The organism is Sphaerisporangium rufum (assembly GCF_016863395.1).
GTDB classification, from domain to species: Bacteria; Actinomycetota; Actinomycetes; order Streptosporangiales; family Streptosporangiaceae; genus Sphaerisporangium; species Sphaerisporangium rufum.
In genome coordinates this window covers 65,449-81,055 of record NZ_BOOU01000024.1, presented here as the reverse complement: position 1 = coordinate 81,055, position 15,607 = coordinate 65,449, and the positions used below count along the sequence as shown (strand labels likewise).

Genomic DNA, 15,607 nt, shown 5'->3' with positions numbered 1-15,607 from the left:
GCGCGATCTTCTGTCCGGGGGCATCGAGTCCGGGTCCTCATCGCCCCTACGAGGGGTCGCAACTGCGATCCTCGCGACCTTGCCGGCGGTGCGTACGAGTCCTCATCGCCCCTACGAGGGGTCGCAACGCGAGCGACTGCGGCTGGACGGGAGTCGTCTGGGTGTCCTTATCGCCCCTACGAGGGGTCGCAACGCGCGGTGTCCTTCGCGGACGGCGTCGCCCGCGTCGTCCTCATCGCCCCTACGAGGGGTCGCAACGGTAGATCCTGCCGAGAATCCCGGTTGCCGTAGTCGTCCTCATCGCCCCTACGAGGGGTCGCAACCCAGACTTCCGCCCGCGCGCCACCTGCGACACGTAGTCCTCATCGCCCCTACGAGGGGTCGCAACAGAAACCGGCGCCGGCGCTGGCCGTAGGGATCGCCTGTCCTCATCGCCCCTACGAGGGGTCGCAACGAAAGTATTGGGAGGAGACCTCCGAGCTTCACAAGTCCTCATCGCCCCTACGAGGGGTCGCAACACCGGCGGCGCAAGCTCGTCAACGAGCGAGAGCAGCGCGGTCCTCATCGCCCCTACGAGGGGTCGCAACACCGTCCACCAGCCGGGGCCGCCGCTCAGGATGCCGGTCGTCCTCATCGCCCCTACGAGGGGTCGCAACCCGGGACCGCTCTTGCTGAGGGCGGGGGTCGTCCTCATCGCCCCTATGAGGGGTCGCAACGCGATGGTGGGGCGGCGGCCGCGGCCACCGGCCAGGGCGTGTCCTCATCGCCCCTACGAGGGGTCGCAACGCTTCCGTGACATTCTCCTCAGGCCACCACCTTTGTCCCGTCCTCATCGCCCCTACGAGGGGTCGCAACACGAACTCGACACGCTGGAACCGGCGTTCACGGCCGTCCTCATCGCCCCTATGAGGGGTCGCAACATCAGGACTGGGTCTCGCCCGAGGACCCCGCTGCCAGTCCTCATCGCTCCTACGAGGGGTCGCAACCTGCTGGTCCCACCCGGGACGGCCGTGACGGCGATCGTCCTCATCGCCCCTACGAGGGGTCGCAATGTGATGTCCTTCAGCTTCGCGCCGAGCTTGCCGCGCCGGGTCCTCATCGCCCCTACGAGGGGTCGCAACCATCCGGCGGCATGGCGCGCGGCGGCGTCGAGGCGGTTCTGCGAGAGGTGCGAGTGATCAACGGCGCGAGGATGGAGTGGCCGCCGGCCCTCGCCCTCATCGCTCCTACGCAATCGTCCTATGAGGTGACAATGTCACCGTTCACCATCATGCTGATCAGGGCCTGATAGAGAGGGCGAGGGCAGTCGCACTGCTGTTCCCCTGGAGGTCGCAACTGTCCACGTAATCCGCGAAGTCGGCGGCGTCCAGCGCGGCCGTAGCCGAAACGCTCGGGTAGTACTCCGCGATGCGCTCGGCCGGCACACCGTCGCGCAGCAGCTCAGCGATCTCGTCGTACGGAACCCGGGTTCCGTCGATCACCGGCATCCCGCCACGGATCGACGGGTCGACGGTGACGTGTTGCCGAGGGCGAAGCAGATCGGGGATGTGGCGCCCATCGCGATAAAAGGGCCGAAGGACGTCGACCAGTTCGTGGATGACGATGTTGGCCTTACGGTGCACCAGGTCGGTGACCTGCCCGCGCTCGAGCAGATAGATGGTCGAGCCATCGGCCACCAAGCGGTAGGCCGACAGATGGTCGCGTTCCTGGAGGTCGCCGCGGAGGGTGTCCAGCGCCCGGCGGATCTTCTGCAAGGACGCGTCGTTGCGCAGTTTCACGCAGGTCCGCAGGGCCACCACATCCCGGAACGAGTACAGCACCGGACGCACCGGCGAGATCTCCGGCACCAGCACCGCCCCGCGGCTCACGCCCGTTGTGCGCCAGTGCGCGAGCTGGCGAAGGGTGGCGCCAGACAATGCCGCCGCCAGCTTTGGGGTGTAGGACACCGGCTTCACCTCCTCCGATCCCACCGGCCCGCCCATCATCGCAAACATCGTCGCCGTTTACTTAAAGTCGCCGGATAAGGCCTCTGGGTAACGATCTCTGTCGCCTGGTCACGACGCCACCGGCGGCCATTGGTCATCAGGCACGCAGGGGCATCGGCGAGCGAGCGGCCGCGACTCCTCATCACCCCTGGGCGAAGTGGAAGCCGTCAGTCCGTTCGTTCACCGCTGCTCACACATGCGGAGTTTCTACTTAACGTCACCGATCCGATACCGAACGTTGGCAACCGGTCCGACGTGTGCAGCGTCTCCTATTGGTCTATCCCGGCAGTCTCAGGAGGCGCATATGTGGATCTCGGGTGGCCTTGGTCCGGTGCGACTAGGAGTCAGCAGCAGGGGCCGGGTGTCCGGCAGTATCGGTGTTGGCCCCATCCGCGTTGGGGGGTCCACGCGGTCGCGACGGCGATCCAAGGACGGTGAGGGCCTGGAGGCCGCGGTCCAGCTGCAAGCCCAGTGGGCTGGTGCCATCGAGCGGATGTGGAAGCGCCCGCTTTGGGGTCATGCGCTTCAGGGTGCGGTCGGGGCCGTCTTCCGCGTCATCTTCGGCACCCTCTGCATGGCCTGGCGTGTGACGAGCACGGTCCTGTTCGCCTGCTATTCGCTCGTGCTCATAGCAACAGTTCTCGCTCTGCTCCTACTGCTGGTGTCCGCCGGTCTCGGACTTCTCTACGCCGCCGGAAGCGTGATCTACACGCTGCTCACCTCCTGATCTCCAGGAAGTAGCAGCTCGGCTACGTGAGCCTTCCTCTCCAGCGCGGCCTTCTCTACCGTGTCCTCGGCCGCACCTCGTAGATGTCGGCCACAGCGCCGTCCTCGCACACCTCGAAGCGGCGCATCGGCACGCAGCTCGCGAAGACGTTGCTCTTCTCCTCTGCGGCGAGAAGCAGCAGGTGCGGAGGCTTGCTGATCCACAGGCCGCCCAGAGGTGCGGACAGGAGTCCGGGCGGCAGGTCGTCGGCGGCGCGCAGCACAATCCACTAGGCTGCGGGCCCGTCGCCGGCCCGGCGCGTGCCGTCGTACCGGACGGGAGAAGGGTTCGCCGGGTGGGCGACTGCTGGGACAGTGGTCCCATGACACGTGTCATTCTCATATCCCTGGGCCTCGCCATTCTGATCGTTGCCCTGGTGGTCGGCGGCCGTGCCTTACTAAGAGGACGAGAGTCCCCCGGCCCGTTCAGCCAGGCCGCGGCCGAGCAGGCTCTCCACCAAGGCGTGGCGCCTGACTTGATCTACGCGGTCGAAGTGAAGGGATTCGCCATCCAGAACATGTCCGTCGGCGCCATCGGTGACGAAGGGTTCGGCGCCCTCTATGCGTCCAACGATGGACGAACAGTGCAGTTGCGTATCGATCGCGGCGCGATGACGGACGCCACCTGCGCCGGTACTCCGGTGACAGGCACGGGACCAGGGGCGCCGGTGCGATGCGAACGCGACGAGGCCGGCTGGTACCGGGTGAGCGGCGAGCAGCACGAGTACGTCGCCGCGCACGGAGATCACCTGATTAGGCTGGCCGGCCGGCTGCAGGATGTGGACCGGGCCATTCTGAAGGCGGCCATCACCGGAGCGCGCCAGGTCACCGTGACGTCCTCCACCGGTACATCGCCCGGTACCGGCCCGGTGCCGAGAGGTGACCTGCCCACCACCGGCGACGGGGCTCCCATCCAGAACAACGGGCCAGGTGGCTGATGGACACCCTCGCGCCGACCGCCGGACCCGACAGGCACGGCCCGTTGCAAGGCCTCGACATGTCATCCACGCGCGAGCGGCCGAAGATGAACGTTGCGACCCCTCGTAAAGGCGATGATGACGCCGCCGCTGCGAGGGACTGTACGGTCTCGACTGGACATTCCCAGGACCGCTGGGCCCGCCGAACGTGAGCGGACCGGCCGGCGGGACGCCCATCCGTAATGCCAAGCCACTCGGCGACGGTCAGCGTCAACGCCTCGCGCGGCACCCGGAGGGGCAGGATGTGCGGGACGACGAACAGGTGGTCGTCAGCGCCTCGCTGAGAGGACGCGAGTCACCGGGCCTGGGGCTACAGCGGTTGCCGTCCGAACTGGTCACAGCCGGGCTGTTGTCGTCAGCGTGGCAGCGGTGAGCGCGGCGAGCAGGGCCCAGGCGGGAGCGAAGCTGTTGGTCATGTCCGTGAGGAGGCCGAGCATAGGGGGTGCCAGGATGACCGCCACCTGGTTGACGGCCATGGCCAGGCCGAGCGCGGATCCGGTGCGGTCCGGCGGCGCCGATTCGGCGGCGTAGGCGACCCAGGGGCCATACCAGCCGATCCCGAAGAAGCCGAGCCAGATGAAGAGCAGGCAGGCCGCGATGGTGGATCGGCCGATGGGGGTCGTCAACATCGTCATCCCGACGACCACGGCGGTCAAGCATGTCAGGACGCAGGCGTAGCGGCCAGATCTGTGGTGGTCGCTCCAGGTCGCCAGGAGGATGCGGCCCAGCGCACCGGCGCACTGGACCGCGACGTATACCAAGGCCACCGAGGCGGAGTCCATGGACGTCACCTCATGCAGGTACAGCACGGTGAGGACGCCCACGCCGCCGTGCACCGACACCATGCTCGCGCCGGATAAGATGATCTTCTTCATGTACGATTCGCGGAGCAGCTCCAGACTCACGCGGGATGTGGTCGGTACGGGGCGTTGGTCCGGCGGGTGCCGGTAGAAGGCCATGAAGGCGACGGCTCCTGACAGCGCGACAAGCGCACCGGCCATGAGCGTCGACCGCCAACCGCAGGCCGTTGCCAGTGCGGGAAGTGCGACGGCGGCGAGGACGCCCCCGAGCGGGAGCCCTGCCTGACGGATACCCATGGCCAAGCCACGCTGGGAGGCGTCGAACCAGGACGCCACAGACTTACTGCCACCCGGTTGAATAGTGCTGTACCCCGCACCGACGATCAGCAGAACGACGAGCAAGGAGACGTACCCTGGGGCCGCGCGTCCAGCGGCCAGCGCGAGGGCGACCACAAGAGCACCGGTCCCGACGATCCAGCGTTCGCCGTAGCGGTCCAGCAGCCTTCCCGCCACGAGTAACCCGGCCAGAGGAAGTAGCTGAGCCGCCGACAGCAGCAGCCCCAGCCGGGTCGTGTTCAGCTCCAGATCTCGTTGCAGATGGACACTCATCGCGCCGATGCCCTGCACGAAGAACGCGGCCGCGGCCTGAGTGAACGTCGCGATTCCCAGAATGACCCAGCGGTATCGCGATGTCGTCACGGCTTCCAGCACAGCAGGGGATCGGGATGGTCGGAGAAGCCGAGTCGGCGGTAGAGCGGTTCCGCCTCGTGGGAGGCGGTGAGGTCGACCCGTACGGCATTACAATCGCGGAACCAGTCGAGCAACCCGAGCATGATCGCCCGGCCGTACCCACGCCGCCGGTACGACGGGTCAGTGACCATGCCGATGACGTGGCCGATCCTCCCGTTGCGAGAGTGAGGTCCGGGAAACCACTGTTCGATCGTGCCGATCCCGCAGGCGGCCAGGCCGGTGTCGCCGTCCACGACGAGGATATGGCAATCGGGTTCGGTCAGCTTCTGCTGGAAAACCCGTGCGAGGGCGTCACGCCAGTCATCCCCGGCGTTCGAGGGGTTGAAGAAGTCGCCGCCGAGGTCATCGAAAAGCAGTGCCCGCAGGCGGACGAGTTCTGGAATGTCGTGCTGTGTTGCTGCTCGCGTCATGATGTACAGGCTGACGTAATGAGCTTGTGCATCTCAACCCTTACAGTCCGGACGTCATGAACTTCGCCGCGGAATCGGCGAACCGCCCGCCGGCGAGCGCCGATGAACCCGTCGACCGCCTGACGCGCGGCCGGTCAGGTACTGGAACGTCCCGCTCGTTCATGCCCCTACCTGAACCGGCCGGCGGTCGACCGTAGCTGACGTCGCGGGAGCCGGTCGTCACCCCTGCGAGGGGCATAGAAATGTGCGTGTCGTGCTCGCCGCCCGTCCAGAGTCCGTTCCTTCGCGCCAAGGCTCGGCACGATCTTTCAGTTGCCGGAGGCGAATAGTTCGGTCTGCACCAGGGGCGACGTGCCGAGGTCACCTTTGGTAAGACGGTCCTGCCGTGGGCACGGCGTTTGCGGGCAGGGCTTTGGGTAGTCGGGGGGTTGTCCGAACGAAGCGGATCGAAAGGAGACGTTGACAGTGCGGGATCTTTGGTCCTACGACGAGACCGTCACCGGCGCCGATCAGACCTTCGATGTGGTGGGTTACCACGTGGAAGCGACCGACGGCAAGATCGGCTCTGTGGACGATGCCACGCACGAGGTCGGCGAGAGCTACCTCATCGTGGACACGGGCCCGTGGATCTTCGGCAAGAAGGTGCTTTTGCCGGCGAGCACGGTGACCCGGATCGACCCGCAGGAGAAGAAGGTCTACCTGGCTCGTACCAAGCAGGAGATCAAGGACGCCCCGGAGTTCGATGAGGCGACCTTCAAGGAGCCGGAGTACCGCAACCAGATGGGCGAGTACTACGGCCGCTTCCCCCACGGGCCGGGCACGCTCTAGTTCCGCTGAGGTAGTAGAGCGTCCGATCGGAGGGCCGCGCCACCCGGCGCGGCCCTCCGCCGCGTCCATGGGCAGGCGATCATGCCGGCAAGGCCGGCGCCTGTCCCGCCATACGGATGACCGCGGACTGCCGGTGCGTGTCCCGCCGTACGGATGACCCCGCCGGCTCATGCCCCGCCGTACGGATACCGGCGGACACCCGGCGCATGTCCCGTCTTACGGGTTCCGCGTGGACGCGGTCGTTGCGGGCCGTGGTGATCGCGCCTGTCGGGTGCCGCGCCTGGCCTCGCCGCCAGGCCTCGCCGTTTCACCGGCGGCGTCCTCGCCCACGCCGGCCCAAGAACGGGTGCGCCCGCCCGCCGGGGCGGTGGCCGGCGGGCGGGCGTGGGTGCGCGGGGGTCAGGGCCAGGTGGTGTCGGGGTGGTCGCCGGGGGGTTTGGGGCAGGCGACGCCGAGGCGGTCCAGCAGGGTGAGGAAGGTGGAGGCGTACGGGGAGACGGAGGCGACGGCGGCGACCCGGTCCCAGTCGACCTGCTCGCGCAGCGCCCGTACCTGGGGCAGCATGGCGCCGTAGTTGCAGCTGTGCTCGGACATCGGCAGGATCCAGGAGATCACCAGGTCGGTGGCGTCCAGCACCGGCAGGCTGAGCGCCGCGGTGTTGATCAGGTCGGACCGGTCGATCATCTCGGCGGTGACGTCCCGCTCGTGGATGCGGAAGATCAGGTCGACCAGCCGGTCGCCCTCGTCGAACGCCTTGACCAGCCAGTCCTCCGGCGGCTTCTCGGTGCGGAAGCCGGCCTGGCGCAGCGTCTCCAGGGCGCGCGGCACGTCCTCCTCGACCAGCACGAAGTCGACGTCGTGCAGCGAGGGCGCGGCGCCTCTGGCGTAGGCCGCGCAGCCGCCGCAGAGCGCGAACCGGATGCCTTCCGCCTTCAGGGCGGACCCGGCGCGCTTGAGCGTGTCGATGATCGCGTCGGTGACCTCGTGCGAGTGGCTGCCCACCTGCCGACCCCCCTGCTGGACGATACGTTCCAACGATCTTCGCTACCCGCCGATATCCGGGTCTAACGCCGGGCATGGACGGGGGCTGCTCGGGTACTTCGCGCGCTATGACCAACGATTTCGTGGATTCATTGCGTAAGGAGGAACGCGCTTACGAGAACGGGACAGAACGGCCTCTCGGCTCCTATCTTCGCGTTCTTGGCGTCTATGGCGCCGCGGTGGCCGGCCTGTTCGCGGCGGGACGGGTCACCGGTGCCCGGCTCCCGAAGCGCATCTCCACCAAGGACCTCGTCCTCATGGGGTTGAGCACCCACAAGCTCTCCCGGACCATCACCAAGGATCCGGTGACGAGCCCGCTGCGTGCTCCCTTCACACGTTACGCCGGGGTGAGCGGCCCGGCCGAACTGCACGAGGAGGTGCGCGGGCACGGCATCAAGCACGCCGTCGGGGAGCTGATCACCTGCCCGTTCTGCGTGGCCCAGTGGGTCGCGACCGCGTACGCGGCGGGCATGGTCTTCGCGCCCAGGTTCACCCGGCTGGCCGGGGCCACCATGACGGCGGTCACGATGTCGGACTGGCTGCAGCTGGGCTATTCGCGTCTCATGCAGTCCGCCGAGGGAAAGGGGGATGACTCGTGACGGAGCTGTCGCTCGCGTCGCTGAAGGCTTTACAGCACAACCCGTACGGGAAGTGGGCGGGGTTCGCCCTGCTGGCCGTGCTGGCCTGCCCGTTGCTCGCCGTCGCGGCGGGCCAGGCCGGGTTGCTGTGGCTGACCGTTCTGCTCGGCGTAATGGCGTACGCCGCGCTGGCGGGGTCGCTGTTCTTGGTCCGACGGATGGTACGAACGCACCGGCGCCGTGCCGGGCGCAAAAGCAGGATGGATAGATGACAGTGAGTGACGTTTCCGCCCCCCACCCCCCATCGTCACCGGAAAAGACCACCGATCCCGGCCAGCAGGGCGAGACCTCCAAGGAGGACGCCTCCGCCCGGGAGACGGCGGTCCCTCCGCAACGGGCCGAGTCGCCCAGCTTCTTCGGGTTGCCGGACGAGAGCCCGCGTGATCCGGACGAGAGCCACAAGGAGCGGGTGGACCGCGAGCTGGGCGAACTGTTGCAGGGGCTGCGGGTGTCGGCCACCGGCGTGCAGGTGCTGTTCGCGTTCCTGCTGACGCTGCCGTTCGCCAGCGGGTTCGACAAGGTGGACGAGACCGGGCGCTGGCTGTTCTACGTGGCGATGCTGAGCGCGGCGGTGGCGTCGATCTGCTTCATCGCCCCGGCGACCCAGCACCGGATCCTGTTCCGCAGCGCGCTGAAGGAGCTGATGCTGCACCGGGCCAACCTGCTCGGCGTGGTCGGCGGGCTGTCGCTGGCGGTGTCACTGACCTGCTCGACGGGGTTGGTGGTGGAGGCGTTCCTCGGGGTGCTGCCCGCGGTGTTGCTGGCCGGCGCGGTGGCTTTCCTGAGCTGCTGGCTGTGGTTCCTGCTGCCGATGATCTCGCGTTACCGGCAGCGCAAGCGGGTCGCGAACGGCGAGGCCGGGTAACGGCCACCGAACGGCGTACGGCGCCTCCCGGGCGGTGAGCTCGGGAGGCGCCGTTGCGTTTTCCAGGGTCCTCCCGGCCGCCGCCTCCTATAGCGCGCCGTTCGGTTTCCCGAGGTCTTGACGCCATCTCCAGGCCGTCTCCCGGCCGCCGCCTTCCGTGTCGCGCGGTCACGTTTCCGAGGTCTTCCCGGCCTCCTTTCTCGGGCGTCTCCTCCTCCGGCCGGTCCGCCGTTCCCCTATGGCGGGTCGTTCCGTTCGCCGTTCCTTGATCGCGCTGTTACCGAAATGCGGCCTAATCCAGGGGAGAAGTTGGTTCGCCGACGCGTTAAGGCGTGATTTGTCAGGGCAGTGCATTGCCATGGCTACACTTCTTTGGATCATCGCCGTCGTACTGGTCATCGCCGGGATCTACGTCATCCTGGCCCGTCGCGATCTCCTATGGGGGATCGTCCTCATCGTCCTCGGGTTCCTCGTCGGCCCGGGCGGCGTCAGCATCTTCAATCCATAACCGGTAACGGTTCTCAAGACGAAGAGCGCTGCGGCACGCGGGACCGGCGGACCGGGATTGACCGGTCCGCCGTCCGCGCCACCTTCGGGTGACCGCCGTGTACGACCCGGCCTCGGCCCGATGGCCGGTCTCCACTGAATCCTCGACCTTGATTCCCACGACCACGAAGAAAGAGGCGGTCAGGGCGTACTGCCCGTGACCGCCTCTTCGTCGTCACCGGCCGCCGTTCAGCAGCTCTCCGGGTCCTCGCCGCCCAGGCAGTAGACGGCGTACGCCCTCCCGAGCACGGGCAGCGCGACGTTGCGCACCCGCACCCCGCCCGGGGTGACGCCCTTCTCGGTGCCGTGGTGGGCGTGCCCGTGCAGGAACAGGTCGGCGCCCTCGGCGTCGGCCGCCTCGGCGAGCAGGTAGCTGCCGAGGAACGGGTAGATCTCCAGCGGCTCACCGGCCAGGGTGTCCTTGGTGGGCGAGTAGTGGCTGAGCACGACCCGGTGGTCGACGTCGTCCAAGCCCTTCAGCGCCTTGTGCCACCGCTCGGCGATCTCCCGGGTGTGCCCGACGAACGACTTCATCTGCGGCTCGCCGAACTCGCTGGCGCACTTGCCGGCGAACCCGCCGCCGAAGCCCTTGCCGCCGGCCACGCCGAGGCGCGTACCGTCGTCCAGGGAGATCACGGTGGCGTCGTCCCGCAAGACGTGGATGCCCGCGTCGTCGAGCATCGCGCCGATCTCGTCCTCGGCGTCGGAGTGGTAGTCGTGGTTGCCGAGCACGGTGACGACCGGCACCGGCAGGCCGCCGAACTCCTCGGCGACGATGCGGCCCTCGGCGGGCGTGCCGTGCCGGGTGAGGTCGCCGGCGAGCAGCAGCACGTCGGCGTGCTCCTCGATGCCCTGGAGTTTCTCGCGGTAGCGCCCGCGGATGTCCTCGCCGAGGTGGACGTCCCCGACCGCCGCTACTCGGATCTTCACAGGGTCTCCTCCTCCCCCGGTCCTCTTACCTCCATCACGGTGACCTCGTTGTGCACCTTCAGCCCGGGGGCGTTCTCGCCGGCCACGTCGGTCATCCGGGCGCGGCGCTCGGCGCACTCCACCTGGCCGCGCAGGTAGAGATCGTCGCCGCGGACGTCCACCCGGACCCCCAGCTCGCTGGTCCGTTCGTCCTCGGCGAGCGCCTGCTGCACGCGGGCGGCGACGTAGTGGGGGGCGTCGTGGCTCGAGGCGGCCTGCTGCCTGGCCTCGTCTGACATGGTCATCCCTCCCGTCGGATACGTGATCTCGCCTGCCCGGGCGGGTCGCGGCGAAACCGGAGGGGTTTGATCCTTCTTCCCCAGGATAGGTGCGATGCCTGACGGAACCGCCCGCCGGCGACGAGCCATGCACCTTGACGCCCGTGCACCCGCCACGAGCCGGCACTCCGGCGGCCCGCCGTCGCCTTGCCCGCGTGGCCGCCGGTGAGCCGGCCGGTGCGCGGCATCGTTCGACGCGAGCCGCTCCGGCGTCCCGGGCGGTCTTCCTGGCTCCCTGCGCCCCGAGCCGGTGACCCGGCAGGACCGGTCGAGCCAGAGGAGACCAGTGAAGATCGCGATGGTGTCGGAGCACGCGAGCCCGCTCGCCACGCTCGGCGGGGTGGACGCGGGCGGGCAGAACGTGCACGTGGCCGCGCTGGCCCGCGGCCTGGCCGCCGCCGGGCACGAGGTCACGGTGTACACGCGGCGGGAGTCCCTCGACGCGCCGGAGGAGGTCGTGTTCGCTCCGGGGGTGTCGGTGGTGCACGTGCCGGCCGGGCCGCCGGCCCCGATCCCGAAGGACGACATCCTGCCGTGGGTGCCGGACTTCGCGCGATATCTGCGGCGCCGATGGGCTTTCCAGCCGCCGGACGTCGTGCACAGCCATTTCTGGATGAGCGGGCTGGCCGCGCTGGAGGCCGCGGCGGGCACCGGGGTGCCGGTGGTGCACACCTTCCACGCGCTGGGCGTGGTGAAGCGCCGCCACCAGGGGCGGGACGACACCAGCCCGCGGCAGCGGCCGGCGCTGGAGGCCGCGGTGGCCCGGGGCGCGGACCGGATCGTGGCGACCTGCGCGGACGAGGCGGCGGAGCTGGCCCGGATGGGCGCGCCGCGCAGCGCGGTGCGGGTGGTGCCGTGCGGGGTGGACGGCGCGGAGTTCCGGCCGGCCGGGCCGGTGGCGCCGCGGCCGCGCGGCCACCGGGTGCTGTCGCTGGGGCGGCTGGTGCCGCGCAAGGGGGTGGGCACGGTGATCGAGGCGATGCGGCTGGTGCCGGACGCCGAGCTGGTGGTGGCGGGCGGTCCGCCGCCGGGGGCGCTGGACGGTGACCCGGAGGTGGCGCGGCTGCGCGCGCTGGCCTCGACGGCGGGGGTGGCGGGCCGGGTGCGGTTCACCGGGCAGGTGGGCCGGGCGGACGTGGCGGCGCTGATGCGGTCGGCCGACGTGGCGGTGTGCGTGCCGTGGTACGAGCCGTTCGGGATGGTGGCGCTGGAGGCGATGGCCTGCGGGCTGCCGGTGGTGGCGTCGGCGGTCGGCGGGCAGCGGGAGACGGTGGTGAACGGGGTGACCGGGCTGCTGGTGCCGCCGCGCACGCCGCGCACGCTGGCCACCGCGGTGAACATGCTGCTGGAGGACCCGGATCTGCGGGCCTCCTACGGGCTGGCCGGGGCGGAGCGGGCCCGGGAGCGGTACGGCTGGCCGCGGATCGCCGCCCGGACGTGCGCGGTGTACGAGGAGGTGCTGGCCGAGCGGGGCGGGGTGCCGGCCGGCCGCCGGGCGTCGTGATCGGCTGCCGGCCGTCCGGTCAGGTTTGGCGGGCCGGGCGGGCGGTAGCTGGAGATGGATCGATGAGCACCACGGATGCGACGCGGGGCCCGGGCCGACGCTTGCCCGGTATTGGACATGGCGTGCGGTTCGCCGGGTAGGGGAAGCGTTCAGCGGAAAGGGGGCCCGATGACGTACGAGACACCGGAACAGCGGTCGGAGCGCGGCAGGCCCATGACCGCGGCCACGCCCCGGGATCTGATCCATGTCCGGCTGGGGTCGTTCGTGATCTTCTTGGCCTTCGCCGTCGGCGTGCTGTCACTGATCATGGGGCTGACGGTCGTGACGATCGTGGCGGCCGTGGTGGCGGTGGCGGCCGTCGTGGACGTGGTGCTCGCCGTGCGGCGCCAGCGCCGGCTGGGCACTGGGCCGCAATCCACCGGCTGACCGGAAGGAACCGAACATGTTGAGCGGCAAAGTCGTCGTGGTGACCGGCGCCAGCGGTGGCGTCGGGCGCGCGGTCGTCCGGATGCTGGGCGTGAAGGGGGCGAAGGTCGCCCTGATCGCCCGGGGGGAGACCGGGCTGGCGACCGCGGCCACCGAGGTGGGGGTCGAGGGCGGGACGGCCAAGGTCTTCCCGGCGGACATGGCCGACCACGAGCAGGTGGACGCGGCCGCCGACGCGATCGAGCGGGAGCTCGGCCCGATCGACGTGTGGATCAACGTCGCGTTCTCCTCGGTCTTCGCGCCGTTCCTGGAGGTGGAGCCGGCCGAGTTCGAGCGGACGACGGCGGTGACGTACCTGGGGTACGTGTGGGGCACCCGGGCGGCGCTGAAGCGGATGCGCGAGCGCGACCAGGGTGTCATCGTGCAGACCGGGTCGGCGCTGGCCTATCGCGGCATCCCGCTGCAGGCCGCGTACTGCGGGTCCAAGCACGCGATGAAGGGGTTCACCGAGTCGGTGCGCACCGAGCTGCTGCACCAGGGCAGCGGCATCAAGATCACTATGGTCCAGCTGCCGGCGGTGAACACCCCGCAGTTCGACTGGGTGCTGTCGCGGCTGGGCCGGCATCCGCAGCCGGTGCCGCCGATCTTCCAGCCGGAGGTCGCCGCCCAGGCGATCGTGTACGCGGCCGAGCATCCGGCCCGCCGGGAGTACTGGGTGGGCGGCAGCACGGCGGCCACGATCATCGGCCAGAAGTTCATCCCGGGGCTGATCGACCGCTACCTGGGCAAGACCGGCGTCGGGTCGCAGCAGACCGACGAGAAGCCGCCGACCGGGGTGGGCAACCTGTGGGAGCCGGCCGACGAGGACCGCGACTACGGGGCGCACGGCAGCTTCGACACCAAGTCCAAGGACCGCAGCGTGCAGGTCTGGCTGTCCCAGAACCGCAACAAGGTGGCGGCCGGGGCGGGTGCCGCGGCCGCGGCGCTGCTCGCGCTGCGGGCCGCCCGCCGCTGACGTCGCTTCGCACCGGCGCCGGCGTCCCTCCGGGGGCGCCGGCGCCGCCGTGTCCGGCACGTGCCGCCGGACGGGCAAAAGCGCGCCCGGCCGTCCGGAAGGGGCACGACAGCGCGCCAGGCGTCCGGGAGGGCGCGATGGCGCGTCAAGCGTCGTGCGCCGTGGAAGCGCCGGAAGGCGGGAGAACGCCCCGGGCCCAGAAAGGCCGGAAACGCTCAGGTATCTGGCAGGCGGGAGCACAGGCGGGCATTCGGAAGGCGTGAAGAAGGCCGGTGGGCGGCGGAGATGCTCCGCCGCCCACCGGCCTCCCGGGCTGCCGCCCGGCCGTCAGTCGCCCGGCCAGGTGCCGGTGGCGCTGTGCACGGTCTCGGCGCTGGCGCGATCGATCGCGGCCCTGACCACGCCGAAGATCGCGCCCTGCACGGCGGCCGCGACCAGCACCTCGCCCCAGCCGTACTCGGTGGAGGTGGCCTCCGGGGTGTCGTCCTTGCCGGCGACCAGCTTCCACACCTGCTTGAACACCAGACTCGACAGGTAGCCGCCGACCACACCGGACAGCAGGCCGACGGACCTGTAGGCCATCTTCTTCACGATTACTTCTTCCTCCGCAGCATCCGCAGCAGGAGCAGCACGCCGGCGACCGCCGCGGCGGCGGCCCACGGGCGGTTCCGCGCCTGGGCGACGGCCTTGTCGGTGAGGCCGCGCACCTCGTCGGGCAGGTTCTCGCGGGCCTTGCCGGCCAGCTCGCCGGTCTTGCCGCCGGCCTTGGCCGCCAGCACCTCGGCCTGCGCACCGACCTTGGCGGACAGCTCGCCGGCCTTGTCCCCGGCCTTGGCGGCGATCACGCTCGCGGTGTCGCCGGCCTTGGCCGCCAGCTCGCCGGCCTTGTCGCCCGCCTTGGCGGCCAGCACGCCCGCCTTGTCTCCTGCCTTCGCCGCCAGATCGCCGGCGTTCTTCTTCACGTCGGTCAACGTGTCCTGCGTACGGTTGGTGATGTCCGCCATCGCGCCCTCCTTTGCCGTGAAACCCCAGCTACCCGCAGGGACGGGCCTCTAACCGGTCCGGCCGGACCTGGTCCGCGCATGAAAAAGGCCGGCCCGTGGCCGGCGTCGTCCCGGGCTCCGGTCCGGCCGGACCGGAGCCCTCGCTGTCTGCCGGCGGGCCGGGCCCGCCGGTGCCTCCGGCGGGGCCCGCTCGCCGTCGAACGGGGCGGCCGTGCCGCCGCCGGGGAAACGCGCTTCCCCTGCCCCGCCATCCGGTGCCATGGCACCGGCTGTTCTTCCATGTTCTTCACACCTGCCCGGCGCCGTGCCGGGCCACCCGCCCGCCCTGCCGTCGGCGTGGCGGGTCAGACGATCGGGTCGTCGTAGCGGCGCTCCTCGTAGACCTGGGTCCGGGCGGTCTCGCCGGGGTACACCTGGCCGGCGGGCGCGACGCCGGTGCGGGTGGTCACGGCGGTCCGGCGGGCGTTGGTGAGCCGCCAGATGCCGAACAGCAGACCGGCGATGCCGCCGAGCATCAGGATGACGCCGACCACGTTGATGTCGACACCCGCGAGGTCGAACTCGACCGCCCATGTGAGGATGGCGCCGAGCATGATCAGGAAAATGCTGCCGGCTATGGTCATGGAATTGCCTCCTTCGTTCCTCGCCACCCCCTCTTTCCCGTACACGGATCTCAAACGTAAAGAAATGCGCACCTCTCCCTGAGCTGGGCCGGTGATGGTGGCGGATCGGCCGGCGGCGGGGTGATCGGATTGCCGCCGCCGGCGGCGGGTGGTAGCCATCTCCCATGGCTTTCGCCGACGAAC

General features: G+C 69.8%; 20 protein-coding genes and 1 CRISPR repeat array (1 of these 21 cut by a window edge). Of the genes, 10 read left to right on the top strand and 10 right to left on the bottom strand.

Annotated features, from left to right (window positions below):
- Window positions 1–1,121: a CRISPR direct-repeat array (repeat unit 30 nt; unit sequence GTCCTCATCGCCCCTACGAGGGGTCGCAAC); it reaches 489 nt to the left of the window's first position.
- 156 nt (window positions 1,122–1,277) lie between these two features.
- Entirely contained in the window at window positions 1,278–1,994 is a 717-nt protein-coding gene (locus tag Sru01_RS08130) for a DUF433 domain-containing protein (RefSeq protein WP_239137105.1), read from the bottom strand.
- A 484-nt stretch (window positions 1,995–2,478) separates the two neighbouring features.
- Here Sru01_RS08130 and Sru01_RS08125 point away from each other — a divergent pair, with 484 nt between their 5' ends.
- Window positions 2,479–2,712 carry a hypothetical protein gene (locus Sru01_RS08125; protein ID WP_203983264.1) on the top strand — a complete coding sequence of 78 codons (234 nt, stop codon included), beginning with the start codon at window positions 2,479–2,481 and terminating at the stop codon, window positions 2,710–2,712.
- A gap of 55 nt (window positions 2,713–2,767) precedes the next feature.
- Here Sru01_RS08125 and Sru01_RS08120 read toward each other — a convergent pair whose 3' ends face one another.
- Window positions 2,768–2,974 (bottom strand): hypothetical protein, encoded by a 207-nt coding sequence (locus Sru01_RS08120; protein WP_203983263.1) that lies wholly within the window; start codon window positions 2,972–2,974, stop codon window positions 2,768–2,770.
- 99 nt (window positions 2,975–3,073) lie between these two features.
- On the opposite strand from Sru01_RS08120, the gene Sru01_RS08115 reads away from it, so the two are divergent.
- Window positions 3,074–3,688, top strand: coding sequence for a hypothetical protein (locus Sru01_RS08115; protein ID WP_203983262.1), 615 nt, complete (start codon window positions 3,074–3,076; stop codon window positions 3,686–3,688).
- A 374-nt stretch (window positions 3,689–4,062) separates the two neighbouring features.
- On the opposite strand, the gene Sru01_RS08110 is transcribed toward Sru01_RS08115, so the two are convergent.
- Entirely contained in the window at window positions 4,063–5,238 is a 1,176-nt protein-coding gene (locus Sru01_RS08110) for an MFS transporter (RefSeq protein ID WP_239137102.1), read from the bottom strand.
- Complete coding sequence (locus Sru01_RS08105; RefSeq protein ID WP_203983261.1) at window positions 5,223–5,687, bottom strand: GNAT family N-acetyltransferase; 465 nt, start codon at window positions 5,685–5,687, stop codon at window positions 5,223–5,225. Before Sru01_RS08105 ends, Sru01_RS08110 begins: the two co-directional genes overlap by 16 nt.
- Window positions 5,688–6,152: 465 nt before the next feature.
- On the opposite strand from Sru01_RS08105, the gene Sru01_RS08100 reads away from it, so the two are divergent.
- Window positions 6,153–6,515 carry a PRC-barrel domain-containing protein gene (locus tag Sru01_RS08100; protein WP_203983260.1) on the top strand — a complete coding sequence of 121 codons (363 nt, stop codon included), beginning with the start codon at window positions 6,153–6,155 and terminating at the stop codon, window positions 6,513–6,515.
- Between the two features lie 399 nt (window positions 6,516–6,914).
- Here the strand turns inward: Sru01_RS08100 and Sru01_RS08095 are convergent, their stop codons facing one another.
- Window positions 6,915–7,550 (bottom strand): nucleotidyltransferase family protein, encoded by a 636-nt coding sequence (locus Sru01_RS08095; protein WP_239137100.1) that lies wholly within the window; start codon window positions 7,548–7,550, stop codon window positions 6,915–6,917.
- Between the two features lie 74 nt (window positions 7,551–7,624).
- On the opposite strand from Sru01_RS08095, the gene Sru01_RS08090 reads away from it, so the two are divergent.
- From Sru01_RS08090 to Sru01_RS08075, 4 genes are all read left to right on the top strand, one after another.
- Window positions 7,625–8,155, top strand: a complete 531-nt coding sequence (locus tag Sru01_RS08090) for a DUF1360 domain-containing protein (RefSeq protein WP_203983259.1) — start codon at window positions 7,625–7,627, stop codon at window positions 8,153–8,155.
- Complete coding sequence (locus Sru01_RS08085; protein WP_203983258.1) at window positions 8,152–8,406, top strand: hypothetical protein; 255 nt, start codon at window positions 8,152–8,154, stop codon at window positions 8,404–8,406. Before Sru01_RS08090 ends, Sru01_RS08085 begins: the two co-directional genes overlap by 4 nt.
- On the top strand, window positions 8,403–9,059 hold the full coding sequence (locus Sru01_RS08080; protein WP_203983257.1) for a DUF6328 family protein: 657 nt from the start codon (window positions 8,403–8,405) through the stop codon (window positions 9,057–9,059). Before Sru01_RS08085 ends, Sru01_RS08080 begins: the two co-directional genes overlap by 4 nt.
- A gap of 358 nt (window positions 9,060–9,417) precedes the next feature.
- Window positions 9,418–9,567, top strand: coding sequence for a GPGG-motif small membrane protein (locus Sru01_RS08075; protein WP_203983256.1), 150 nt, complete (start codon window positions 9,418–9,420; stop codon window positions 9,565–9,567).
- Between the two features lie 227 nt (window positions 9,568–9,794).
- Here Sru01_RS08075 and Sru01_RS08070 read toward each other — a convergent pair whose 3' ends face one another.
- Window positions 9,795–10,535 (bottom strand): metallophosphoesterase family protein, encoded by a 741-nt coding sequence (locus tag Sru01_RS08070; RefSeq protein ID WP_203983255.1) that lies wholly within the window; start codon window positions 10,533–10,535, stop codon window positions 9,795–9,797.
- Window positions 10,532–10,819: a BON domain-containing protein gene (locus tag Sru01_RS08065; RefSeq protein ID WP_239137098.1), complete on the bottom strand. Its 288-nt coding sequence runs from the start codon at window positions 10,817–10,819 to the stop codon at window positions 10,532–10,534. The genes Sru01_RS08070 and Sru01_RS08065 overlap by 4 nt, the downstream gene beginning before the upstream one ends.
- Before the next feature lie 319 nt (window positions 10,820–11,138).
- Here Sru01_RS08065 and Sru01_RS08060 point away from each other — a divergent pair, with 319 nt between their 5' ends.
- From Sru01_RS08060 to Sru01_RS08050, 3 genes are all read left to right on the top strand, one after another.
- The gene (locus Sru01_RS08060) at window positions 11,139–12,356 is read left to right on the top strand and encodes a glycosyltransferase (protein ID WP_203983254.1); all 1,218 of its coding nucleotides are present in this window, start codon (window positions 11,139–11,141) and stop codon (window positions 12,354–12,356) included.
- Window positions 12,357–12,524: 168 nt separating this feature from the next.
- Window positions 12,525–12,782 (top strand): hypothetical protein, encoded by a 258-nt coding sequence (locus Sru01_RS08055; RefSeq protein WP_203983253.1) that lies wholly within the window; start codon window positions 12,525–12,527, stop codon window positions 12,780–12,782.
- Window positions 12,783–12,798: 16 nt separating this feature from the next.
- Entirely contained in the window at window positions 12,799–13,797 is a 999-nt protein-coding gene (locus tag Sru01_RS08050; RefSeq protein ID WP_203983252.1) for an SDR family oxidoreductase, read from the top strand.
- Window positions 13,798–14,124: 327 nt separating this feature from the next.
- Here Sru01_RS08050 and Sru01_RS08045 read toward each other — a convergent pair whose 3' ends face one another.
- The 3 genes from Sru01_RS08045 to Sru01_RS08035 all read right to left on the bottom strand — a co-directional run bounded on the left by Sru01_RS08045 (window position 14,125) and on the right by Sru01_RS08035 (window position 15,424).
- Window positions 14,125–14,379 carry a DUF4235 domain-containing protein gene (locus Sru01_RS08045; protein ID WP_203983251.1) on the bottom strand — a complete coding sequence of 85 codons (255 nt, stop codon included), beginning with the start codon at window positions 14,377–14,379 and terminating at the stop codon, window positions 14,125–14,127.
- Between the two features lie 11 nt (window positions 14,380–14,390).
- On the bottom strand, window positions 14,391–14,801 hold the full coding sequence (locus Sru01_RS08040; RefSeq protein WP_203983250.1) for a hypothetical protein: 411 nt from the start codon (window positions 14,799–14,801) through the stop codon (window positions 14,391–14,393).
- Window positions 14,802–15,145: 344 nt separating this feature from the next.
- Window positions 15,146–15,424, bottom strand: coding sequence for a DUF6458 family protein (locus Sru01_RS08035; protein WP_203983249.1), 279 nt, complete (start codon window positions 15,422–15,424; stop codon window positions 15,146–15,148).
- Window positions 15,425–15,607: the final 183 nt, after the last annotated feature.

Excerpts from the sequence above, each read along its gene's own strand:
- Sru01_RS08055 (WP_203983253.1), top strand. The coding sequence starts at position 12,525 with ATGACGTACGAGACACCGGAACAGCGGTCGGAGCGCGGCAGGCCCATG.
- Sru01_RS08075 (WP_203983256.1), top strand. The coding sequence starts at position 9,418 with ATGGCTACACTTCTTTGGATCATCGCCGTCGTACTGGTCATCGCCGGG.
- Sru01_RS08035 (WP_203983249.1), bottom strand. The coding sequence starts at position 15,424 with ATGACCATAGCCGGCAGCATTTTCCTGATCATGCTCGGCGCCATCCTC.
- Sru01_RS08105 (WP_203983261.1), bottom strand. The coding sequence starts at position 5,687 with ATGACGCGAGCAGCAACACAGCACGACATTCCAGAACTCGTCCGCCTG.
- Sru01_RS08130 (WP_239137105.1), bottom strand. The coding sequence starts at position 1,994 with ATGTTTGCGATGATGGGCGGGCCGGTGGGATCGGAGGAGGTGAAGCCG.
- Sru01_RS08045 (WP_203983251.1), bottom strand. The coding sequence starts at position 14,379 with ATGGCCTACAGGTCCGTCGGCCTGCTGTCCGGTGTGGTCGGCGGCTAC.
- Sru01_RS08125 (WP_203983264.1), top strand. The coding sequence starts at position 2,479 with ATGTGGAAGCGCCCGCTTTGGGGTCATGCGCTTCAGGGTGCGGTCGGG.
- Sru01_RS08065 (WP_239137098.1), bottom strand. The coding sequence starts at position 10,819 with ATGACCATGTCAGACGAGGCCAGGCAGCAGGCCGCCTCGAGCCACGAC.
- Sru01_RS08080 (WP_203983257.1), top strand. The coding sequence starts at position 8,403 with ATGACAGTGAGTGACGTTTCCGCCCCCCACCCCCCATCGTCACCGGAA.
- Sru01_RS08090 (WP_203983259.1), top strand. The coding sequence starts at position 7,625 with ATGACCAACGATTTCGTGGATTCATTGCGTAAGGAGGAACGCGCTTAC.
- Sru01_RS08040 (WP_203983250.1), bottom strand. The coding sequence starts at position 14,801 with ATGGCGGACATCACCAACCGTACGCAGGACACGTTGACCGACGTGAAG.
- Sru01_RS08050 (WP_203983252.1), top strand. The coding sequence starts at position 12,799 with ATGTTGAGCGGCAAAGTCGTCGTGGTGACCGGCGCCAGCGGTGGCGTC.
- Sru01_RS08115 (WP_203983262.1), top strand. The coding sequence starts at position 3,074 with ATGACACGTGTCATTCTCATATCCCTGGGCCTCGCCATTCTGATCGTT.